This window comes from Pseudomonas sp. D3-10, from assembly GCF_051132175.1.
GTDB lineage: Bacteria > Pseudomonadota > Gammaproteobacteria > Pseudomonadales > Pseudomonadaceae > Aquipseudomonas.
Genome location: NZ_CP071668.1, coordinates 3,073,749 through 3,097,479 on the forward strand (window position 1 = coordinate 3,073,749; position 23,731 = coordinate 3,097,479).

Below are 23,731 nucleotides of genomic sequence, written 5' to 3' on the forward strand. Positions count from 1 at the left end.
GAGGCCTCTAGCAAGTCAAGCCAGACATGGCGTTGCATTGAAGTCATATCGATGCCCCCCTGGGCATGAAGCCCTGGGCGGCTGCCCTAGCTCTTTTCAAACATTCTTTGCACACCGAACCGGGTAACTCAGGCAGCGGAAACGTCTCGCCACCGGGGCGGTCGAGTCTGTGCTTCCCTTTGATACTGACTAGGCCAGGACTATGAATCTGGATTTCGCCTTCGGCTGTAATCCGAATGAACCCACCCCCACACGCCAGGGTGAGGCCATTCTTCGCCGTCACCTGCACATGCCCCTGCACCGACTGCACGGTGATGTCCTGCTGGGCTTTCATGCCCAGCCCATCGCCGTGGGATTCGATGTCCAGGGGACCTTTGCCGGAGACCAGGCGCAGGCCTTCCTGTTGGGCCAGCAGCGAGATGCCCTGGTTGGCGTGGGCCGATAGCCGCTTGGCGGCGGCGAGGTTGATTTCGTTGTGGCTTTGCAGGTACAGCGCGTCGCCGCTCTTGAGCAGCAGGCTGGCCGGGGTGACGGCGCCGATGCCCTGGGGGGCGCTGAGCAGGATGGCGGCGGCCGAAAGGTCTTTTGCGTCGGCCTGGAGTTGTTCCAAGCCGCGCAGGTCGGGTTTGCGGCTGTGGTGGGCCTGGGCGATGTCCTGCCATTCGGCCATCTGCTGTCTGGCACCTTCGACCTGGGCGGTGGCCGGGTCCATGCTGAGGACGTCGCCCTTGGCCTGGGTTTGCTCATCAGCACTGATAAACACCCCCTTGCCCGCACGAAGGGCGCCATGTCCATCGGTGCGCAACTCAAACCCTTCCCCCCGCTTCGTCTGCTCGGCATCCACCAGATGCCCCAGGTTCAACTGGCTCTTGCCGCTGTGCTCGGTGCTGAGCTTGATGTGCTCCTGCCCGCGGGTGTCGTCCATGCGTAGTTTGTTGTTGGTCGGAGTGCGCAGCACGTTGCGGCGCTCGTTGCGGGCGGTGACGGGGTCCGGGTGCCGGTCGTCGTGCAGGGCGTGGGCGATGTAGGGGCGGTCGGGGTCGCCGTGCTCGAAAGCCACCGCCACTTCGGTGCCGGCCTGCAGCGGGAAATGCAGGCCGTGGGTGTCGCCGCCGTAGGGTCGGGCCAGGCGCAGCCAGGCGCTTTCGCGGCCGGCTTGCCAGGTGTCGCGGTCGAACAGGAAGCGCACCTTGTAGCGGCCCTCGAAGTCGAGGTCAGCGTACGGCGGGTTGACTTCCGGGTGACTGACGCGGGCGGGAATGGTGCCGCTGATGCGCGGCTTGGGCGGCAGCGGTGGGCGAAAGCACACGGTTTCCGAGTAAGGAATCGCTTGGAAGGTGGCGATGAAGCTGCGGTCCCGGGCCGCTTCGGTGCGCAGGCTGACGATCACCGCGCCGAACTCGAAGGCCTGGGGCGCGCCGCCGGTGATTTCGAGCATCTGGGCCGGGGCCAGGGTGGCGCTGCTGGTGGTGCCGCTGAGGCGGGTCTGGTCATTGAGGTAGAGTTCATGGCGCAGGCGCGCGTAGAAAAAACCGCTTTCGCTTTGCAGGTCCTCGTCCAGGGCGTAGCGCTCGCCCAGCACCGTGTAGGGTTCGCCGTAGTGATAGGCCTCGCCGTAGGTGCCCTTGGCGCGGCGGGTATGGTCGACCTCGCCGTCGAGGAACGCGTAGGCCTCGCGATGGTGGTAGGCGCGAAAGTTGATGTTTTTTTCCACCACCTGGTGGGCGGTTTGCAGGTGCCAGACCGCGTCCTGCTCGTTGGCGCACAAGCCGGACGGCGGGCGACACGGCAACTTGACGCCGCGCTGGTAGTGCCGCTGGTCGTCGTGAAACTCCACCACGTCGATGCTCAGGCGGTCATCGCTGACGACCCGGTACCAGATGCCGACATCAGCCAGCAGGCGCTCGATGAAGGCCAGATCGCTTTCGTCGTATTGCATGACCTGTTCACGCCGGGGGTAGTCGCGCACCACATTGAAATAGAAATGCTGGCCCCGGAAATCATGGCGCGTGCGCAGGATGTGTTCGACGATCTGCGGCACCGACTGGTGCTGGTAGATCCGAAACTGCTTGCCCCGCGCCAGCAGCGCGAAACGCGGTTGCAACGTGATTTCGTAGCGGGCTTCGTCGTTGGAGCCGGACAGGCGCTTGAACGCCGTGATCGCGCCATTGAACGTGCGCAGCGGCTTGATCTCCGGCGGCGCGAAGCCCTTGGGCGTCGGCGGTGGCGGCAGCGGGTAAAGACTGAAGTAGGCATCCCGGTTGAGCAGGTCGGTGGCCACCAGGTCGCGCTCGGTGCAGGTGAATTCGATGCGGTAGTGGTAGGGCCGGCTCAGGTGCTCCTCGCCGGTGAAGGCCAGGACGTCGAGATGGGCTGTGAGGTCGCAGACGCTCAGGGTGTGGCGGCTGTGGTCGAAGAAGGTGGCCATGTTCATCGGGCAGGCTCCATGGCGACGGTGCCGGTCCCGGCCGTGTCCGCGACATCGATGAAACACAGGGTGATGCCCTCCTCCTGGCAATAACCCAGGCGCACCCCGTTTGTCCGTATCTGCGCGGCCCGGCGTTGCAACAACTGTTGGCTCAGCACCGGCAAAATCTGTTCGTTGAGCAGGCTATCGATGTTGCGCGCCCCGGTATCGGGCAGCAGGCAAGCGGCAACCATCGTTTCGCCGAGGGCATCGTCGAACTCGCAGTCCAGGCCATAGTGGCGCCGCAAACGGTGGGCAACCTGGCCCAGCTTGATCGCAACGATGCATTGCAGCGCACCGACTTGCAGCGGGCGATAGATGAGGGTCTGGAAACGCGCCAGCAAGGCCGGCTGAAAGTGTTCGCGCAGGATCGGTCGCAGGCATTCATGCAACGTGCCGTCCGGCGCGTCGGGTTGAACGTGAAGGCAGGCCTGCAACGCGTCGCTGCCCAGGTTGGAGGTCATCAGAATGACGGTGTTGCGAAAATCGACCTCTCGCCCTTCTCCATCACGCATGAAGCCACGATCGAACACTTGGTAGAACAGGTTCAGGACGTCGCGATGGGCTTTTTCCACCTCGTCGAGCAGCACGACGCTGTAGGGCCGTTGACGCACGGCTTCGGTCAGCACACCACCTTGTCCGTAACCGACGTAACCGGGCGGCGAACCTTTGAGCTGGCTGACAGTGTGGGCTTCCTGATACTCGGAAAGGTTGAGGGTGACGAGCGCCTTTTCGCCGCCGAACAGGGCGTCGGCCAAGGCCCGGGCGGTTTCGGTCTTGCCTACCCCGCTGGTGCCCACCAGCAGGAAAACGCCCAGGGGGCCTTTGTCATCGGCGAGCCCGGTCTTGGCGGCACGCAGGCGCTGAGCCAACGCTTCGAGGGCTGGGGCCTGGCCGACGACGCGCTCCGCCAATTGTTGTTCAAGCTCCAGCAGGTGCGCTTGTTCATCTTTGAGCAAACTGCCCAGGGGCACCCCAGTCCAATCGGCGATCACCTCAGCTACGCTGCGGGCGTCGACATCCAGGGATAACATCGGCTGATTGCCTTGGATCGCATCCAGTTCCTGTTGCAACTGGACACAGTCCACCCAGCGCGGCGGCTCTGCCTCGCGAGCATCGAGTAATTGTTGAGAGAGATCGAGCACCTGCCTGTATCGGCTCAGCAGCTCGATTCGGCCGCGTTCCAATTCGGCATGTTGCGCAGCGATCTGCCCGAGGCGTTCGGTGTCGACGCGACTGCCCAGGCCCTGGTCGGCTTCCAGTGCCTGTCGCTCCAGTTCCAGGGCAGCCTGCCGCGCCTTGACGTGGACCAACGCCTGGGGTTCGCAATCGACACTCATGCGCACCCTTGCACAGGCCGTGTCCAATAGGTCGACGGCCTTGTCCGGCAATTGACGGCCCGTGAGGTAGCGCCGCGACAGGATGACGGCCGCCTGCACCGCCGCATCCTGGATGTGGACGCCGTGGTGGCTCGCGTAGCGGGCCTTGAGGCCGCGCAACATGAGGCAGGCATTGGCATCGTCCGGTTCGTCGACCTTGACCTGCTGGAAGCGACGCTCCAATGCCGCATCCCGCTCGAAGTATTGCTTGTATTCGCCCCAGGTGGTCGCGGCGATGGTGCGCAATTCGCCACGGGCCAGGGCGGGTTTGAGCAGGTTTGCCGCGTCGGCGCCCCCCGCCTGGTTGCCGGCGCCGATCAGCGTATGGGCTTCGTCGATGAACAGCAGGATCGGCGTTTCGGACTGCTGCACCGCGTCGATGACGCTTTTGAGGCGGTGTTCGAACTCGCCCTTGACCCCGGCACCGGCTTGCAGCAACCCCAAATCCAGCGCGCGCACGCAGACGGACTTCAGGCTGTCGGGCACGTCGCCTTGGGCGATGCGCAGGGCGAGGCCTTCGACCAGCGCGGTTTTGCCCACGCCCGGCTCACCGACCAGGATCGGGTTGTTCTTGCGCCGGCGACTGAGTATGTCAATGACCTGACGTATCTCATCGTCGCGACCGAACACCGGATCAATTTGCCCTTCCCCAGCCCGGGCGGTCAGGTCCTGGGTGAATCTGTCCAGCAGTAGCGTGCGTGCATCAGGCTTGGCGTCTCCGTTCAAGGCGGCGATGGGATCGCTTATCGCAACAGGCTCCTGCCCTTGGGGACGCTCTTCGGAGACTTGATCCAGCAAAGCAAACAGGCGTTGCAGTTGGAGCTCGCCGAGGCTGAGCAACGGCCAGGCCGCTTCGCAAACCAGCAGCCCGGGGTCGTCCATCAGCGCACCCAGCAGATGGGCGGAGCGCAGCCGGTCGTTGTCGTCATCCAGCGAGGCCCGCAGCCAGGCATGCTTGATCAGTTTTTGCAACGGTTCAGACAGCTGTGGCTTGGCCTGTACGCTGCGCGGCAGGTTATCGACGTGGTTGAGCAGGCCGCACCAAAGCACCTCCAGGTCCAGTTCGTGACGACGGGCGATGACGGTCAAGTCGCCCTCGCCCTGCCCCAGCAACTTGAGCAACCAGTGCTCGATGGTGATGTGGGCATGGGCGCGACTCTGACACATTGAGGCCGCGTCGCTCAGGGCCTGGGCGCAGTAGGGATTCAAACGACGAAGCAGACGCGAGGGGCTTTGTGCCATGGGGAGCATCCTTGTTCGGGTTCCGGTACAGGTCGGGTAAACGGTGGGGAAAACAGATGTTCTTGGCTGAACGCCCGCGAACGGACGCTCAACCCAGCACACCGGCAATCGGCGGCGCCGCGGTGGCCTTTGGGCTTATTCGCCTCAGGCGCTTTGGCGTTCGCTCCAGGAATCGGAATGAATGATGTTGCCGTCCTTGTAGGTCCAGGTGACCTTTTCGTAGCGCAACTCAATCTGTTCCAGGTGGTTATGCTTCTCTTTGGTCGGGTCTTTGATGTCGTGCATTTTTGGCGCGACCTTCACCACCTTGACGTTCTCCAGCTTGGTGATGAAGTACTCGACCTCCTGCCCGGCATCATCGATGCGGTACCACTTGAATTCGGCGCTCTTGAGCGTCTGCCCGGTGGTAACGGCTTTGTAGAGGTAGGGACTGGAGGCGTCGATTTCCTTTGAAAACAGGAACGGCGTATGAACCCGCGCGCCGGTCAGCTTGCCGGTGTTGTTATCGGTCGGGATGTACAGGCTGTGATCCTGAGCAACCACTTCGATGCTGCCCTCGCGCTTTTGTACATCCACGGAACCTTTGATTTGCGCGCCGCCATCATCTTGCAGCCAGAGGTAAACGGGAATTGCCATGTGAAGCTCCTTTTCAAGATTGAATGTCGCTGAATGCGACTGGGGGTTGACTGTCCGACCCTGTCGTGGGGAACGCACAAGCGCCCACTTCAGGTACCAGACGGATATCGACTCGGCGGTTGGCCGCACGCCCCGCCTCGGTGTCATTGCTGGCGATCGGCTGGCTTGCGCCAAACCCTTGCACGGCGAAACACGTGTCGGGCATGCCGCCCACGTGCAGCATCCATTCATGCACGGCGGCGGCACGGGCTCGGGACAGCTTGAGGTTGTGCGCGGCTTCGCCGGTGGCATCGGTGTGCCCGGCAATCACGATCAGCCAGCCGGATCGTGCCTTGATGCCAACCAACGCTTTGACCAGTACCTTGGTTGAACCCGGCTTGAGCCGCGCGCTGCCCGGGCTGAACAGCGACAGGCTGTCTAGCCTCACGGGTTCGGACGCTTGCGCAGGCATTGGCCCGGGCGACGTCAGACGACTGGAAAGCGCCGCCCTCAATGGCTCGCGCAAAAGGTCACCGCGATATAGCCCCATGCCCAGCGCCAGGGGTTCACCCCGTCGGTGGTAGGTCTCCAGCCGATGCGCGGTCTCACGGAGGTTGACCTCGGCTTGCTGGCGCCAGCGAGATGTTGGTTGTTCCTGAGGTTCCATCTCAAGGAGCGGCGCATAGCGGCGCAGGTCATCAGTGACCTGGCGCACCAACAAGTTGTTCTGCCATGCGGAACTGACCAGGGCGATCCCGCCGGCCAGGGCATACATCCACACGGCGATGATGGCGGCACGCTGCATCGAGGTACGTTGGGCCCGCAGTGGAATCAGGTTCAGCAGAGGATCCGGAAACGGCAGCACCGCTTGCATCTCCCCTGTCCTGGTGTCGACCAGCGCCACTTTGCTACGTAGCCGCTGCTCCCAGAGATTCCCCTCCACGGTTTGCGGTATTGCCGGCACCAACTTTATCGACCAGCACACCGCCGAGCCTCGCCCGTCACCGCGTGAATTGAAATGCGGCAGCACCTCCTCGTGCAGCCACGCCACCGCATTGTTCAGCTGCACGCCCGCATGCAACCGTGTCGCCCGCAGCGCCGAACGGGTGGGCTGTTGCAGCCAGTCAGCCAGATCGACACAGGCTCCGGCATCATGAACACGAGGATTATTGGGAGGACCATCCACCCAGCAGAACCATGGGTCCACGCGCTGAGGTGCGCGGACATAACTCACCAGCATCATTGGCATGGACGCCCCCTGCCTGCCTGCCAGCGCGGCTTGGTGACGAAACGCTCGTATCCGCCCCGCCAGTTCAGCTTCATTCCCGTGTGCCGCAGGGTTGATGACGAACATCACGCTGAGCTGAGCACCCCACCCCGGACGCAAGGCCAGCAGGCTCTCGGTCACGTTCGGCAACTGCTCGACACTCGGCACCCGTACATAGCAACCTTGATGGGTGACGCGTAGCGCCCATCGCTCGTCGGGGACGGTGCCGAACAGGCCATCCAGGGCGTCGCCGCAGACCAGGACCACCGGTTGACGAAACGACGAGGGTGGCATGGCCACATCGGCGGCGAACTCTACCGACTGGCGCAATCGAGCCGCACGATGATTGGCCATCGCCCAAACCACCGTCGCAACGCCGATCATGACCAACACCGCGATCACGCGTATCCGGGTGTCGAGCGGGAGGATGAACAGCAATATCACGCCAAGCATCCCGGCCCATGCCCAAAGGACTCGTTTCAATGGAATCGTCATAGGGCCCCTCATGCCTGGCCGGGCATGAGGGAAACAACCACGCCGGCCAGCCAGTGATCCATTGTCCACCAGGCACCGGCATGCAGCAGCGCCACCGCTATTCCATGGAACCATGGGGATTGATGCCGACCCAGGCGACCGCCCTTTCGCGTAGCAAGGTTCTGGCTGATATTCAAAGGCGGGACCTGAGCGTCGAGGGCGGCAAGCACTTGCTCGCGCTCAGGGTCGTCAGGGTCCGTGTAGCGGCCTCCGAAACCCAGCATGAGTACCCGATGGAACACGACAAGCACCCGTGGATCCGGTGATGGTTCGCGCAATACCAGGCGCATTTCCTCGTAGAGGAACTCACCGGCCTGGTGCCGGTTGAACAGCTTGGCCTGTAGGGGTTCGCGGCTCCATTCGGCTCGTATCGGGCCCTTCGTGCAGACGAGGATGGCTTCGTCGAGCAGCGCACATTGGGCATGACTGATGTGTTCGATGCTGCGCGGTTCCACCGCGAGCTGTTCGAGCTGCCGTCGAACCTGCTCGACCTGTTCCAGGCAAAGCTGCTGCAGCGCATGGGTGTCGTGTACCGAAGTACCATGGCGTAACTCGACCACCAGCAAATAACTGTCCTGCAGCAAGGCGTCGATATGCTTCGCCATTGCGTGGGTTTGTTTCGTGAAGTTCAGCGTCATGTGCGTAACACCGCAAACAGTTCAAGTTGGACTTGCGACAAAGTGCTGGGCACGTAGCAAGCAAAAGCCCCGGCGGCCAGCATGGCCTGGCCCTTGGCGTGACCGAGATCGAGGGCGAAGTACTGGTTTTCCAGGCGCAGCGCGATGGCCGCGGGCACATGGCTGAGGGGCTTCAGGGGGACGCCGTCGAGCGCCGCATTGATCAGGTTGTCGACATCGGCCGGCGCGCCGACCTTGCACAAGCGAGGAAATTGCTCCTGCAACTGTGCCGCCGGTAACTGGCAGCGCACCGAGAGGTAGAAATCAGCGCCGTCAGGTTCACGTAGCCGGGCATCGTTGAGCGTTACCTGCCAGCGATTGGCGCTCGTGTTCTCCAGGACCAGTGCTATGACGCGCGAAGGCAGGCTGGCTTCAAGCAACGTTGCGATACAACGCATCAGCGGTGCAAACACCGTCTCCAGTTGCTCATGCCGATAGGCTGGAATCCTGTCGATATCGTGTTCCAGCGAAAACGTCAGCAGCCCCCCGGCCAGCTTGGCGAGCTCCAGATAGACCTGCTCGGGATGTCGCTGGGGATAGGACTTGATATCAGCCAGCACCGGCTCGTAGGTGTTCAAGGCGTTGAGCAACCAGAACAACGACACATCGGCTACAGCGAAGTCAGCCATGCGTTGATTGCTCTCCCGGCGCATGCCCATCAGGCGCTGCCGCTTGGCCGACAGCTGCGTCAATAGGTTGTCCAGCTGGAGCAACAGACCCGGGTGCGCGGCGAAACTGAGCAATGGCGGTACGTAGGCCGGATCGAGACGCCACTTGCCATGCCCTTCACGGATCAGGCGCGCGATGGGACAGACCAGGTAATCACCGTTGTCGTCCTTGTCCAGGCGCAGCGACAGGTTGTGCTCCAGCACGGCGATCGACTGCACTTCCTGCGCATAGAGATCCTGCACGCTACGCCAGTCTTGACGGTAACGGGTGGGCCGATCGGCGCGGCCCTCCTCCATCAGGCAATTGTTTCCGTTGGCCTGTTCCAGGGGCAGGGCCAGCAGCACGAGCGCCTCCCGGGTGTCGTCGGTCAATAACCGCGACAACTCCAGCCCAGGCGGAAGACGATCCACCCGTTCGCTGTCGAGCAGGGTACCGTCGGGCATGCACACGCTTAGCCGGGTTGCCTTGAGCTTACCAAGGCCCAATGCGTCGGTATCGAACTCGACGGCCGTCACGCCCCAGGGATGCGCCAAGGCCAAGCCGGCGCGTTGCTCGTTGGCCCACGCTTCCCAGCGCGCCTGTTGTTGAAACTGTTGCGCAGACAACAGGGTGCCGGACGTCCATAAGGGACGATCTATTTTCATGGCGTCATTTCCTTGAAAGCGAGTCAGGCTTTCGCCTTGGGCATTTGCGAGACCAGGGATAAGTTGACGTCCATGCCCTCGACCTGAAAGTGCGGCACTGCGTACAACTTGACCCGGAAGAAACCGGGGTTGTCCTCGATGTCCTCCACCGTCACCTTTGCGTCACGAAGAGGGTGCGAAGCCTGCAGGTCATCGCCCGGATCGGTCATTTCGGTGACAAGTCCGCCGATCCACTTGTTGAGTTCCAGCTCCAGCAAACGACGATCCTTGGTGGTGCCGATGTTTTCGCGTTGGATCAACTTCAAGTAATGGGCAATGCGCGAGAGCAGGAAGATATAGGGCAGCCGTGCGTTGATCCGGCTGTTGGCGGTAGCATCCGCGGTGTCGTACAACGCAGGTTTCTGAGCCGAGCTGGCGGAGAAGAAACAGGCGTAGTCGCGGTTCTTGTAATATGACAAGGGAATGAAACCGAGATTGGCGAATTCAAATTCGCGGGTTTCCGGGATCATCACCTCTGAAGGAATCTTCACCTGGTTGCCAGTGCCCAGGTCATACAAGTGGATCGGCAGGTCGGTGACTGCGCCGCCCGATTGAGGCCCACGGATCTGCACGCACCATCCATTGGCGATGAAGCTCTTGACCATGTTGGCGGCAAAGGCAAAGGATGCGTTGGTCCACAAATACCTGTCGTGATCGGGGCCCTTGACGCTCTCGATGTAATTGAAGCTGCGCACTGGCACGGTATCCGGGCCATAGGGCAGGCGACCCAGGACCCTCGGCATGGTCAGGCCGATGTATCGCGCATCGTCACTGTCGCGAAACGCCTTCCACTTGATGTATTCGGCGCGATCGAAATAGTTGCCGATGTCCTTGATGGCAGCCACTTCCTCCATGGATCGCTTGCCGAAAAATGCCGGCCCCACCGAACCGATGAAAGGCATATGGGCTGCCGCGGCGACTTTCGAGATATTACGCAGCAAGGCGATGTCCTGCGGGCTACGATCGAACTCGTAGTTGGAGATCGCTGCCGCGATCGGCTCTCCGCCCGGCGTGTCGTATTCACGGGTATAGGTATGCAGGTACAGCCCGCTCTGGGCGATTTCGGGGGCGTCTTCGAAGTCTCGTACCAGATCATCCTTGCTGATATCCAGCAGTTCTATTCGCACGTTCTGTCGAAAATCGGTCTGGTCGACCAGGGACTTTACGCCGCGCCAGGTTGATTCGATCCTTTGGAATTCGGCGTGATGCATGACCGCATCAAGTTGACGACTGATTTGCATGTCGAGCAACGCTATATGCTCATCCAGCAGCACTTTGTCCAATCGTTCCACTCTGTGCGGCGATTCCTTGAGCAACTTCAAGAACACACTGACAGCGGCAGTGACGCGCTCGTCAACCGAGGCCTCGGACAGCGCCTCGGCATGCTGGAAAGTTTCGATGCTTCCCAACTCTGCGATGGGATTCAAATTGATCTTACTGAACAGGGCTGCATAAACTCCCTTATCTTCAGCCAATACTGTAGCGCCGCGCGATTGCACGTTATTACTTTCAGTAGACATATGAATTTACTCTTTGGGCTGCCGCCCGTATTTGATTAGCGAATGTCTTTTGGCGCCAAGGCCGCCAATTCGTCCCGCAGTTCATTGCTGAGCGCATCATCCTGGAGGATGCGCTCCAATTCTAGACGGAAGGCCATGTTATCAAGCAGGTTCGACTTCAAGTCGCGTAGAAGATTGCGCATGGCCAGCAGCGCCCGTAATTGAGGGATCTGCCTGGCTACTTGTTCCGGCTCAAAGTCTTTCATGCGATGAAACTGCAGTTCGATTGAAATATCCTCCCCGTTGTCCGCCAATGTATTATGCGCAGCGATCGTCAAAGTTGGCGAAAACTCGGCCAGGACATGATCGACGTTGTGCTTGTTGATATTGATCTTGTCTCTGACGGATAAAGGGCGCTGTTCGCTGCCGTTGCTGTAATCTCCCATCACCATCAATTTGAGTGGCAACTCAACTTTCTTTTGCGCGCCGCCAGTGTGCAGATCAAGTTTGATATTGATCCTGCTCTTGGGTACTTCATTCTGGAAACTGTATGAAGCCATGCCTATTCCTCTCAAACCGGATGTTAAGTGTTCGCTGTACAAACATAGCGAAGCGGCGCAGAGCCGGACAGGTCTAAACCCAGGCCATTTCTACGAAAGAGAATGGACTCACAAGCTGTCGGAAAATGGCCTACAGATACGGTTTACAACGAAGCGTTGCCGACGTCGGTGCGCGGTTGACACCCGAGACGCGAGGGAGAGGCTTACAAACGAGGAATGACGCAAACCCATTTTCAAGCCGGGTTTCGCGGCGTCTATCTTGGGAGCGGTTGCCGCCATGCGAAGTTCAAGGCTTTTGTCTTCCGGATGATCTATACCTTCAGGTACACGTCGTCAGGCCAAGGGACAGGCCGACGTGTAGCCAATAATAATGTCGTGCCCTCGGTCGGGTGCTGCTTGCTTTGGACAGCAGGAGGCTATTTGCGCGCCGCCTCCCTCAATAGAATGGCGCGCCTTTCAATGCCTGAAGTAACGATCATGAGCCGGATCACCCGCGTATTGAATGACCGTACCAGCGTATTGTCGCTGCTCTGCCTGCTCCTGGCTGTCGATAGCGCGTGCGGCGAGCCCCGGGTCATTGAACTGCACATCCTCGACGCGCCCCCGTTGACACTGCTCAACGACCCCAGGGGCCACGGCATTGTCGGCGATGTCGCCGTGAAGGCGATCACCCGCGCCGGGTATGCGGTAAAGATCCATGTGCTTCCCTGGGCCAGGGCGCAAAAGCACGTCAGTGAGGAGCATGACTTCTTGATAGCGCCGCTGTCGCGCATTCCGGGGCGAGAAACCCGCTTCACCTGGATCTCGTCGATCATGCCCATGGAGCGCGCGTTCTTCAGCCTCGATCATAAGGTCGGCAGCTTTGCCCAAGCGAAAGAAACCTTTCGCAAGGTGGGCGTCGGCCTGGGTAGCGCGCAAGAGGAAATCCTGCGCACCGAGGGCTTCCGGGACGACCAGATCTACCCGTTGGCCATCGGCGACAACCCTGCCCAAATGCTCCTGATGGGGCGCATCGATGCCTGGTTCAACGGCGTGCCCGAAAGCCGATATATCTGGCCAAAAGTTTCCAAGCGCAAGCTGCTCATGAGTTCAGTGGGCAGCAGTGCCGACCTCTATCTCGCGTGCTCCAGGCAATGCTCGGCGAAACTCGTCGAGGATTTGCGCGGCGCGGTGGAAGCGTTGCGCAATGAAGGGGCGATCAAGCGTATCCATGATCTTTATGTCCCGTGACATCGCCGAGCAGGCGATGGCATCAGTCTTGCGAACCACCTGAAGGGATATCAACTGGATTGATAGCCAACTAACGAAAGCCCCGCGATAGAGGCCTCGTCGATGACTTATATCATTCCGGATGATAGTTACCTTTGTTTCATTCGATTCGTTCCTCTGCGCCTCGACACGCATCATCCGCCCATCTCAATACACTTGGCGGATGCTATCCATGGAACATTCACTTTCTAAATTGCGCTTTCCCCTCGCACTGTTGGCGGTGCTGGTGATCAGCGCTTGCGGTAAGACTCCCGATACGGCAGCTTCGATGCCGGCGGCCAAAGTCAGCGTGGCCAAGGTGCTGGAGCAGCCCGTCAACGAATGGGATGAATTCACCGGGCGCCTCGAAGCGCCGGAAACCGTCGAGATTCGCCCGCGGGTTTCGGGGCAGATCGATCAAGTTGCTTTCACCGAAGGCGCCCTGGTCAAGAAAGGCGACCTGTTGTTCCAGATCGACCCCCGCCCCTTCCAGGCGGAAGTGCGTCGTCTCGAAGCGCAACTGGCCCAGGCCCGCGCCACCGCGACCCGCAGCGAGAACGAGGCCCAACGTGGCGAACGCCTGCGTCTGAGCAATGCGATTTCCGCTGAACTGGCGGATTCGCGTACGACCGCTGCACAGGAAGCCCGCGCCGCCGTGGCAGGTATTCAAGCGCAGCTGGACCTGGCCAAGCTGAACCTCAGCTTCACCCGGGTTACCTCGCCCATCAACGGTCGTGTCAGCCGGGCGGAAATCACCGCCGGCAACCTGGTGACCGCCGACGTCACGCCGTTGACCAGTGTGGTGTCCACCGACAAGGTCTACGCCTACTTCGACGCCGACGAGCGTGTGTTCCTCAAGTACACCCAACTTGCCCGCCAAGGCCAGCGCGGCCAAGCCACGCCGGTCTACATGGGCCTGTCCAACGAAGACGGCAATCCGCACCTGGGCCAGATGAACTTCGTCGACAACCAGGTCAACCCACAGACCGGCACGATCCGTGGTCGCGCGGTGTTCGACAATAAAGACGGCGCCTTCACGCCAGGCCTTTATGCCCGACTGAAGCTGGTGGGCAGCGGCACCTATTCCGCCGTGCTGATCAACGACGAAGCCGTAGGCACCGACCTGGGCAAGAAATTCGTCCTGGTGATGGATGGCGAGAACAAGCCGGCCTACCGCGCTGTCGAGCTGGGGCCAAAGATCGAAGGCCTGCGCATCGTGCGCAACGGCCTGAGCAAGGACGACACCATTATCGTCAAGGGGCTGCAACGGGCCCGTCCGGGTTCGCCGGTTACGCCTGAAACCGTGCCGATGGCCAGCGAGCAGACCCTCGCCGCCCTGGCACAACAACGCAAAGCGCTCGAAGCCAGCAATCTGCCCCAGGTCGCGCCCTCCAAGGCAGCGTCCGGAGCGGCAGGCAAACTGGCCTCTGCGTCCCCACGCGGTTAAGGGACTGAACTCAAGATGAAATTTTCCCAGTTCTTCATTTCACGGCCGATCTTCGCAGCGGTGCTCTCGCTGCTGATTCTGATCGCCGGCGCTATCTCGCTGTTCCAACTGCCGATCAGCGAATATCCGGAAGTCGTGCCGCCTACCGTAGTGGTGCGCGCCAACTTCCCGGGCGCCAACCCCAAGGTCATCGGCGAAACCGTCGCCGCGCCCCTGGAACAAGCCATCACCGGCGTCGAGAACATGCTGTACATGTCCTCGCAATCCACCGCCGACGGCAAGATCACCCTGACCATCACCTTCGCTCTGGGCACCGACCTGGATAACGCGCAGGTGCAGGTGCAGAACCGTGTCACCCGCACCGAGCCCAAGCTGCCGGAGGAAGTGACCCGCATCGGCATCACGGTGGACAAGGCGTCGCCCGACCTGACGATGGTCGTGCACTTGACCTCGCCGGACAAACGCTACGACATGCTCTACCTGTCCAACTACGCCTTGCTCAACATCAAGGACGAGTTGGCGCGCCTGGGTGGCGTGGGTGATGTGCAGCTGTTCGGCATGGGTGACTATTCCCTGCGGGTCTGGCTGGACCCGAACAAGACCGCTTCGCGCAACCTGACCGCCACCGACGTGGTGACCGCGATTCGTGAGCAGAACCGCCAGGTCGCTGCCGGTGCCCTGGGTGCGCCGCCGGCACCGAATGCCCAGGCCTTCCAGCTCTCGATCAATACCCAAGGCCGCCTGGTCAATGAGGAAGAATTCGAGAACATCATCATTCGTTCCGGCGCCAACGGTGAAATCACTCGCCTGAAGGACATCGCTCGGGTGGAGCTGGGCTCCAGCCAATACGCCCTGCGCTCGCTGCTGGACAATCAGCCGGCGGTGGCAATCCCGATCTTCCAGCGTCCTGGCTCCAATGCCATCCAGATCTCCAACGATGTGCGGGAGAAAATGGACGAGCTGAAGAAAGGCTTCCCGGCCGGCATGGACTACAGCATTGTCTATGACCCGACGATCTTCGTCCGTGGCTCCATCGAAGCGGTGGTGCATACCCTGTTCGAAGCGCTGATCCTCGTGGTGCTGGTGGTCATCCTGTTCCTACAGACCTGGCGCGCCTCGATCATCCCATTGGTGGCCGTACCGGTTTCGCTGATCGGTACCTTCGCGGTCATGCACCTGTTCGGATTCTCCCTCAACGCCCTTTCGCTGTTCGGCCTGGTGTTGGCCATCGGTATCGTGGTGGACGACGCCATCGTGGTGGTGGAGAACGTCGAGCGGAACATCGAACTGGGCCTCACCCCCGTGGAGGCGACAAAGCGCGCCATGGGCGAAGTGACCGGCCCGATCATCGCCACCGCCCTGGTGCTCTGCGCGGTCTTCGTTCCTGCGGCATTCATCAGCGGCCTGACCGGTCAGTTCTATAAGCAGTTCGCCCTGACCATTGCGATCTCCACGGTGATCTCGGCGATCAACTCGTTGACCCTGTCGCCGGCCCTGGCCGCAGTTTTGCTCAAGGGGCATGACGCACCCAAGGACCGTTTCTCCAGATTCCTGGACCGGGTCTTCGGTGGCTGGCTGTTCCGTCCGTTCAACCGCTTCTTCGAACGTGCCAGCCATGGCTACGTGGGTACTGTCGCTCGGGTGATCCGCAGCAGCGGGATTGCCCTGATCGTCTACGCAGGCTTGATGGTGTTGACCTTCTTCGGCTTCTCCAACACGCCGACCGGTTTCGTGCCTGGCCAGGACAAGCAATACCTGGTGGCCTTCGCCCAACTGCCGGACGCCGCGAGCCTGGACCGCACCGAAGATGTGATCAAGCGCATGTCCGACCTGGCCCTCAAGCAGCCTGGCGTGGAAAGCGCCGTGGCCTTCCCTGGCCTGTCGATCAACGGCTTCACCAACAGCCCGAACGCCGGCATCGTGTTCGTGACCCTCAAGCCTTTCGACGAGCGCAAGGACCCGAGCATGTCGGCCGGCGCCATCGCCGGTGCCTTGAACGGCCAGTACTCGGAAATCCAGGAAGCCTACATGGCGATCTTCCCGCCGCCGCCGGTGCAAGGCCTGGGCACGATCGGTGGTTTCCGCCTGCAAATCGAAGACCGGGGCAACCTGGGCTACGACGAGCTGTACAAAGAAACCATGAACATCATCGCCAAGAGCCACAACGTGCCGGAACTGGCCGGATTGTTCACTAGCTACACCGTGAACGTACCCCAGGTCGATGCCGCCATCGACCGTGAAAAAGCCAAGACCCATGGCGTGGCCGTCAGCGACATCTTCGACACCCTCCAGATCTACCTGGGTTCGCTGTATGCCAACGACTTCAACCGTTTCGGCCGCACCTACCAGGTCAATGTCCAGGCCGAGCAGCAGTTCCGTCTCGAATCGGACCAGATCGGCCAACTGAAGGTGCGCAACAACCGTGGCGAGATGATCCCGCTGGCGACCTTCATCAAGGTCAGCGACACCTCGGGGCCTGACCGCGTGATGCACTACAACGGCTTCATCACCGCTGAAATCAACGGCGCCGCCGCCCCTGGCTACAGCTCCGGCCAGGCCGAGAAAGCCATCGAGAAACTGCTCAATGACGAACTGCCCAATGGCATGACCTACGAGTGGACCGACCTGACGTACCAGCAGATCCTCTCGGGCAACACTGCGCTGTTCGTGTTCCCGCTCTGCGTATTGCTGGCGTTCCTGGTGCTCGCCGCGCAATACGAAAGTTGGAGCCTGCCATTGGCGGTAATCCTGATCGTACCGATGACGCTGCTGTCGGCAATTACCGGGGTAATTCTGTCCGGTGGCGACAACAACATCTTCACCCAGATTGGCTTGATCGTATTGGTAGGACTTGCCTGTAAGAACGCGATTCTGATCGTCGAGTTCGCCAAGGATAAACAGCTCGAAGGCATGAGCCCGCTGGCGGCGGTCCTCGAAGCGTGCCGCCTGCGTCTGCGGCCGATCCTGATGACCTCCTTCGCCTTCATCATGGGCGTGGTTCCCTTGGTGTTCTCCAGCGGCGCCGGTGCGGAAATGCGTCACGCCATGGGTGTGGCGGTGTTCTCGGGCATGCTCGGCGTGACCTTCTTCGGCCTGCTGCTCACCCCGGTGTTCTACGTACTGATCCGTAATTTCGTCGAGCGCAGCGAGGCCCGCAAAGCGGCCCGGGCCCTGAAACTGGAGGCGCAACAATGAGTTTGAAAGCGTTCCTGCCGAGCCTGCTGGTGCTTGCACTGAGTGCCTGCGCCGTAGGCCCGGACTACAAGGCACCGCAAACGGAGGCGGCGAATATCACCACCGCCACCGACGGCGCCGCCGGCCAGAAGAACTTCGACCGCGCCCGCTTCGAAGGCGTCTGGTGGCAGCAGTTCGACGATCCGACCCTCAACTCGCTGGTGACGCGTTCTCTGGAAGGCAACCGGGAATTGCGCGTGGCCTTCGCCCGCCTGCGGGCTGCCCGGGCGATTCGCGACGACGCCAGCAATGACGCCATGCCGACCATCACCAGCCGCGCCAGCAGCGAACTGGGCAAAGGCCAGAACCCGATGGGGCAGACGGACGATCGGGTCAACTCCGAGCGTTATGACCTGGGCCTGGACATGGCCTGGGAGTTGGACCTGTTCGGACGCATCCAGCGCAACCTGGAAGCGACCGATGCCGACCAGCAGGCCGTCGAAGCCGATCTCTACCAACTGCAGGTGACCATAATCGCCGAGCTGGTGGACGCCTACGGCCAACTGCGTGGCGCGCAGCTTCGGGAGAAAATCGCCCTGGCCAACCTGGAGAACCAGCAGGCGTCCCGCAAGATCACCGAAAGCCTGCGTGATGCCGGCGTCGGCGATCAGCTCGACGTGGTGCGTGCCGACGCCCGCTTGGCCGCGGTGGAAGCCAGCGTGCCGCAACTGCAGGCCGAACAGGCGCGTCAGCGCAACCGCATCGCAACATTGCTGGGCGAGCGCCCGGACAAGCTGAGCGTGGACTTGAGTCCTAAACAGCTGCCAGCCATTGCCAAGGCCCTGCCGATTGGCGATCCGGGCCAATTGTTGCAACGCCGTCCCGATATCCTCAGCGCGGAGCGTCAACTGGCAGCCGCCACGGCGCGCATCGGCGTGGCCAAGGCCGACCTGTTCCCTAGGGTCAGTCTGAGCGGTTTCCTCGGGTTTACCGCCGGACGTGGTTCGCAGATCGGCTCCTCGGCCGCCAACGCCTGGGCGCTGGGCCCGAGCATTACCTGGGCCGCTTTTGACCTGGGCAGCGTGCGGGCTCGCTTACGCGGCGCCAGCGCCGACGCCGACGGAGCACTGGCGAACTATGAACAACAAGTGCTGCTGGCCCTGGAAGAATCGGAAAACGCCTTCAGTGATTACGGCAAACGCCAACAGCGCCTCATCTCGCTGATCCGCCAGAGCGAATCGAGCCGCGCGGCCGCCGACCTGGCCGAGATCCGTTATCGCGAAGGCACCGAGGACTTCCTCGTGCTACTCGACGCCCAACGTGAACGCCTGGCGGCCGAAGACAGTCAGGCCCAAGCCGAAGTGGACCTGTATCGCGGCATTGTCGCGATCTACAAGGCCCTGGGCGGCGGCTGGCAACCGGAAACCGTCGCCAGCAACTGACACCCTTCCCAACCGAGCTCCTTTGGTTGGCCGCAACCAACCAATTGTTTGCCCCGCGCCTCATTCGGACGCGGGGCTTTTTTATGGATGTCAGAATCCATTGTGGGAGCAGGCTCGCACCCGCAGGTCCCTCACCGCGATTACAGGTTTGACTCAAACGCGGACCTGACCGAAGCTTGCGGCATTTCACGCTCCTGGTTATGGATTACCTGCATGTCTTCGTCTCGCCGCTACCTGCTGTTCACGCTTGCGGTTGTCTTGGCAATCGGTCTCGTCGCGATATGGCTGCGCAATGCCACACCGCAGATTCCCGAGGCCATCAAGCGTGGTTACAGCGAAGCGTTGGAAAGCGCCCGCAACGGACAGCCAGGAGCGGCGCGGATGCTGTACCAGCAACTGGGACGTCCGGACCTCTCTCCCAAGCGCCGGGTATGGCTGCACGGCGAACTGCCCAACTATCCAAGCCCCCAAGCGTTGAAACTGGCGCAGGCGGATTTACACAGCGAATCGCCGCAGGTCCGCCGCGCGGCGATCGGCAGCATCGTCGGGCTGGTGCCGAATGCCCAGCGCAGCCTGCTGCTCGGCCCGCTCCTGGATGAAAACGACCCGGATGTCCGGTTCGCCGCCGTAAATGCATTGCTGGGGCTGTCACCCGATGAACTTGGGCTGTATTTCGGTGCGATGCAGATCGCCGTCGATACCTGGAAGCAGTCGTTGAACGACAGCCCACCCTCCCCCGAATCCCTCTTTCAGCTTGCCCGGCTGTACAGGCATGACGCCGAACTGGAAAAAGCCCAACAGGCATTGGAGCATCTTCTGCGCCTGCAACCCGACAACCTGCCGGCGCTGGTCATGCAGGTCGATGTGCTGGATAAACAAGGCCAGGGAGAAGCCGCCCGCCAGTTGCTCGCTCGGCAGTTGCAAGCGCAGCCGGCATCGGCTTATCTGCAACATGCGCTGGGCATGTGGCTGTTGCAGCACGGCCAGAGTGAATACGCGGTGCTAGGCTTGGCGAAAGCGGTGGAATTGGAGCCTGATAACCGGCAATACCGTTTTGATCTGGCGACTACGCTGCATGAAGAGCAGGAAGTGGAAGCGGCGCAGAAACAGTTGCAGGAAATCGTCCAGCGCTACCCCGCCGACCGCAACGCCCGGGTGTTGCTGATCAACTATTGGAAGGAGACCGGTCAGTTGCAGCATGTCCAGGTGCTGTTGGCCCAGCTGGAACAACTGAACCCCGACGACCCGGCAATACAACAAGGTTTATAGGGCAATAGGCGTATACCGAAAGTTGTGCAACAGTACGCGTTTTGTCAAAGGAAGCGGAACCGCCATGACTGCCGAAGGTCAAGTGTTCAGGCAGTTCATTTCAGGCGCTAACCCGCCAGCTGCCTACTTCCCTAGTCATGAGAGGGTTATTTTTGATTACATCTAACGAGTTGATCAGCGCAAAAGCCGCCACCGGTATCGAAGGGCTGGACGACGTCCTTTCCGGTGGTTTGTCCCGAGGCCATGTGTTCCTCCTGGAGGGAGAACCGGGCACTGGCAAAACCACGGTCGCGTTGCACTTCCTGCTAGCCGGCGCAAAGGCCGGCGAGCGCTTGTTGTACATCACGCTATCGGAAACCGAGCGTGAACTGCGCCAGGGCGCAGCCTCCCATGGCTGGACCCTGGATGAAAACATCCATATCTTCGAATTGACCCCGCCCGAGAGCCTGCTCAATGCCGAGCACCAGCAAAGCCTGCTGTATTCCTCGGACCTGGAGCTGGGCGAAGCGACCCGGCAGATCTTCGAAGTGGTCGAGCGCGTCAAGCCGACCCGCGTCGTGCTGGACAGTCTCTCGGAGATCCGCCTCCTGGCGCAGAGTTCCCTGCGCTATCGCCGGCAGATCCTGGCGATCAAGCACTACTTCGTGCGCTACGACGCTACGGTAGTGCTCTTGGATGACCTGACCACCGAGTCCCTGGACAAGACCGTACACAGTGTCGCCCACGGCGTTATCCGCCTTGAAGAACTGACCCCCAGCTACGGTGCCGAGCGGCGTCGGCTACGGGTGGTCAAGTACCGTGGGCAGAAATACCGTGGCGGCTACCACGACTTCACCATCATGGGCGATGGCGTGCATGTATTCCCTCGCCTGGTGGCCGCCGAACACCGTGGCCAGTACGTGCGCCAGCAACTGTCCAGTGGCATCAAGGAAATGGACGCCCTGCTGGGGGGCGGCATCGAGACCGGCTCTAGCACGCTGATTCTTGGCCCGGCGGGTACCGGCAAATCCTTGATTTCCTTGATTTTCGCGGCGGCAGCGGTGCATCGCGGCGAAAAAGCCGCACTGTTCATTTTCGATGAAGAGCTGGGGCTGCTGTTCGAGCGCATGAAGCACATCGGCATCGACCTGCTGGAACTGCAAAATACCGGCAATCTGCTGATCGAACAGGTCGATGCGGCCGAGCTTTCGCCCGGCGAGTTTTCCCACCGGGTACGCCGTTGCGTCAATGAAGGCGACATCAAGACCGTGGTCATCGACAGCATCAATGGCTATCAGGCCGCCATGCCGGAAGAAAACGCCTTGGTTCTGCACATGCACGAGCTGTTGCTCTACCTCAACCGCAAAGGCGCGGCGACGTTCATGACCGTCGCCCAACACGGCCTGGTGGGGGACATGCAAGCGCCGGTGGACATCACCTACCTGGCCGACACCGTCATCTTATTGCGTTATTTCGAGGCGCTGGGCAAGGTTCGCCGGGCCATTTCCATCATCAAGAAACGCACCGGCAGCCATGAATCCACCATCCGCGAATACCGCATCAACAAGCAGGGCATGACCATCGGTGAACCGCTGGAAGCGTTCCAAGGCGTATTGCGCGGAGTGCCAACCTATATGGGAGCGGGACACCCGTTGCTTGAGGATGATCCCCAGTGACGTCGGGCGAGCCACTGTCCGAGCGGGCGCTGATTCTCGCGCCCCTGGGACGGGACAGCCAGATTGCCCTGATGATTCTCAACGAGGCCGGCTTTAATGGCCTTGTATGCAGTCATCTGGGTCATTTGTGTGAAGAGTTGGAACACGGGGCGGGCCTGCTGGTGATTTCCTCGGAAGCGCTGGTAGGGCCCGACCTGGAGAACCTGCTCCAATACATCGAGCAGCAACCGGCATGGTCCGACCTGCCCATCGTCCTGCTGACGCACCACGGGGGGCCGGAGCACAACCCAGTCGCACGTATCGGCACACAACTGGGCAATGTGACCTTCCTGGAGCGGCCGTTCCACCCGGTGACGCTCGTCAGCCTGGTGACCACCGCCCTGCGCGGCCGCCGAAGGCAATACGAAGCCCGGGACCGCCTGATCGACCTGAGCACCAGCGAACAACGCCTACAGAACACCTTGGAAACGCTGGAACAGCAAGTCGAGGAGCGTACCGCCCAACTGCGTCACAACGAGGAAGCCCTGCGCCAATCGCAGAAAATGGAGGCGGTCGGCCAGCTCACCGGCGGCATCGCCCACGACTTCAACAACATGCTCACCGGCATCATCGGCAGCCTCGAACTGCTGCGTCGACGCCTGGCGCGAGGTCGCACCGAAGATCTCGACAGCCTGATCGACCTGGGCGTGACCTCGGCTAATCGCGCCGCGGGCCTGACCCACCGGCTGCTGGCCTTCTCCCGCCGCCAGTCGCTGGATTCCAAGGCCGTGCAGATGAATACCCTGGTGCTGTCAATGGGCGAACTGCTTCAGCGCAGCCTCAACGAAAGCATCGCCCTGGAAATGCGCCTCGACGAACACCTATGGATCGCCGAAGCCGACCCCAACCAACTGGAGAGCGCCCTGCTCAACCTGGTCCTCAACGCCCGCGATGCCATGCCCGGCGGCGGCAAGCTGGTGGTACAGACCTTCAATAAATACCTGGACACCGGTTTTACCGATGCCTACAGCAACCTCGAGCCCGGCGACTATGTGGTGTTGAGCGTTCAGGACACCGGTTGCGGCATGCCCGAAGCGGTGATGCATCGCGCGTTCGACCCCTTCTTCACCACCAAGCCCATCGGCCAGGGCACGGGCCTTGGGCTTTCGATGATCTATGGGTTCAGCAAGCAGTCACGCGGACACGTGACCATCAACAGCGAGGTCGGCAACGGCACCACCGTGAATCTCTACCTGCCGCGCTTCATCGGCGAAGAAATGCACGAACCGCAAGTCGTCGTCCCACAGGCGCCTTATGCGCAAGATGGCGAAACCGTATTGATCGTTGAAGACGACCCAGCGGTGCGGGTCCTGGTCAGCGCGGTGCTCAGCGAATTGGGCTACGCCTTCGTCGAGGCCGGCGACGCCAACGGCGCGGTGCCGATCCTGCAATCGAACCAGCGCATCGACCTGCTGATCAGCGACGTGGGGCTCCCCGGCATGAACGGAAGACAACTGGCCGAAATAGGCCGCCAGATCCGCCCTGACCTCAAGGTATTGTTCATCACTGGCTACGCTGAACACGCGGCGGTGCGCGGTGGTTTTCTTGACCCGGGCATGCAAATGATCACCAAGCCGTTTACCTTTGATTTGTTGACGGCGAAGGTGCGGGAGATGATCAAGGTTTGAGGCGTGGCACCGCTTTTGATTTTGATCTTGATCTTGATCTTAACGCCCCGTTAACCACGCTGGCCTGCGTGAGGGCACACCGAGCCTCGGCGAGGTGCCGAGTGGTGGGGCGAAGCCTTTTTTGCTTGCTTTTTTTGGCGTCTGAAAAAAAGTAAGCCGCCGTAAGGGCGGAACCTCCAGCAGCAATTACCACAGAAACGGATATGTACCCAATCAGCCGTATACCCCAGTCAACCG

15 protein-coding genes are annotated in these 23,731 nt (G+C 61.2%); 7 read left to right on the forward strand and 8 right to left on the reverse strand.

Annotation, left to right across the window (positions count from 1 at the left end; genetic code table 11):
* Positions 1 to 43 precede the first annotated feature (43 nt).
* The 8 genes from J3P90_RS13845 to tssB all read right to left on the reverse strand — a co-directional run bounded on the left by J3P90_RS13845 (position 44) and on the right by tssB (position 11,592).
* Complete coding sequence (locus tag J3P90_RS13845) at positions 44 to 2,434, reverse strand: type VI secretion system Vgr family protein (RefSeq protein WP_434674888.1); 2,391 nt, start codon at positions 2,432 to 2,434, stop codon at positions 44 to 46.
* Positions 2,431 to 5,088 carry a type VI secretion system ATPase TssH gene (gene tssH / locus J3P90_RS13850; RefSeq protein WP_434674889.1) on the reverse strand — a complete coding sequence of 886 codons (2,658 nt, stop codon included), beginning with the start codon at positions 5,086 to 5,088 and terminating at the stop codon, positions 2,431 to 2,433. Before tssH ends, J3P90_RS13845 begins: the two co-directional genes overlap by 4 nt.
* 144 nt (positions 5,089 to 5,232) lie before the next feature.
* Positions 5,233 to 5,724: an Hcp family type VI secretion system effector gene (locus J3P90_RS13855; RefSeq protein WP_420234474.1), complete on the reverse strand. Its 492-nt coding sequence runs from the start codon at positions 5,722 to 5,724 to the stop codon at positions 5,233 to 5,235.
* Positions 5,725 to 5,737: 13 nt separating this feature from the next.
* Complete coding sequence (locus J3P90_RS13860; protein ID WP_434674890.1) at positions 5,738 to 7,465, reverse strand: OmpA family protein; 1,728 nt, start codon at positions 7,463 to 7,465, stop codon at positions 5,738 to 5,740.
* An 8-nt stretch (positions 7,466 to 7,473) separates the two neighbouring features.
* Positions 7,474 to 8,142, reverse strand: coding sequence for a type VI secretion system protein TssL, short form (tssL, locus tag J3P90_RS13865; protein WP_434674891.1), 669 nt, complete (start codon positions 8,140 to 8,142; stop codon positions 7,474 to 7,476).
* Complete coding sequence (gene tssK, locus J3P90_RS13870) at positions 8,139 to 9,494, reverse strand: type VI secretion system baseplate subunit TssK (protein WP_434611317.1); 1,356 nt, start codon at positions 9,492 to 9,494, stop codon at positions 8,139 to 8,141. Before tssK ends, tssL begins: the two co-directional genes overlap by 4 nt.
* Before the next feature lie 23 nt (positions 9,495 to 9,517).
* A complete protein-coding gene (tssC, locus tag J3P90_RS13875) occupies positions 9,518 to 11,053 on the reverse strand; it encodes a type VI secretion system contractile sheath large subunit (RefSeq protein WP_434628511.1) in 1,536 nt (511 codons plus the stop codon).
* 35 nt (positions 11,054 to 11,088) lie between these two features.
* On the reverse strand, positions 11,089 to 11,592 hold the full coding sequence (gene tssB, locus J3P90_RS13880; protein ID WP_434674892.1) for a type VI secretion system contractile sheath small subunit: 504 nt from the start codon (positions 11,590 to 11,592) through the stop codon (positions 11,089 to 11,091).
* Positions 11,593 to 12,069: 477 nt separating this feature from the next.
* Here tssB and J3P90_RS13885 point away from each other — a divergent pair, with 477 nt between their 5' ends.
* From J3P90_RS13885 to J3P90_RS13915, 7 genes are all read left to right on the forward strand, one after another.
* Entirely contained in the window at positions 12,070 to 12,822 is a 753-nt protein-coding gene (locus tag J3P90_RS13885; protein ID WP_434651121.1) for a substrate-binding periplasmic protein, read from the forward strand.
* A gap of 211 nt (positions 12,823 to 13,033) precedes the next feature.
* Positions 13,034 to 14,287, forward strand: a complete 1,254-nt coding sequence (gene mexE, locus J3P90_RS13890) for a multidrug efflux RND transporter periplasmic adaptor subunit MexE (protein ID WP_420766875.1) — start codon at positions 13,034 to 13,036, stop codon at positions 14,285 to 14,287.
* Between the two features lie 15 nt (positions 14,288 to 14,302).
* Positions 14,303 to 17,482 (forward strand): efflux RND transporter permease subunit, encoded by a 3,180-nt coding sequence (locus tag J3P90_RS13895; protein ID WP_420766874.1) that lies wholly within the window; start codon positions 14,303 to 14,305, stop codon positions 17,480 to 17,482.
* Positions 17,479 to 18,903 (forward strand): efflux transporter outer membrane subunit, encoded by a 1,425-nt coding sequence (locus J3P90_RS13900; protein ID WP_420766873.1) that lies wholly within the window; start codon positions 17,479 to 17,481, stop codon positions 18,901 to 18,903. The genes J3P90_RS13895 and J3P90_RS13900 overlap by 4 nt, the downstream gene beginning before the upstream one ends.
* 213 nt (positions 18,904 to 19,116) lie before the next feature.
* Positions 19,117 to 20,172, forward strand: a complete 1,056-nt coding sequence (locus J3P90_RS13905; RefSeq protein WP_434674893.1) for a tetratricopeptide repeat protein — start codon at positions 19,117 to 19,119, stop codon at positions 20,170 to 20,172.
* A 152-nt stretch (positions 20,173 to 20,324) separates the two neighbouring features.
* Positions 20,325 to 21,827 (forward strand): ATPase domain-containing protein, encoded by a 1,503-nt coding sequence (locus J3P90_RS13910; RefSeq protein WP_434674894.1) that lies wholly within the window; start codon positions 20,325 to 20,327, stop codon positions 21,825 to 21,827.
* The gene (locus J3P90_RS13915) at positions 21,824 to 23,494 is read left to right on the forward strand and encodes a response regulator (RefSeq protein ID WP_434611306.1); all 1,671 of its coding nucleotides are present in this window, start codon (positions 21,824 to 21,826) and stop codon (positions 23,492 to 23,494) included. Before J3P90_RS13910 ends, J3P90_RS13915 begins: the two co-directional genes overlap by 4 nt.
* Positions 23,495 to 23,731: the final 237 nt, after the last annotated feature.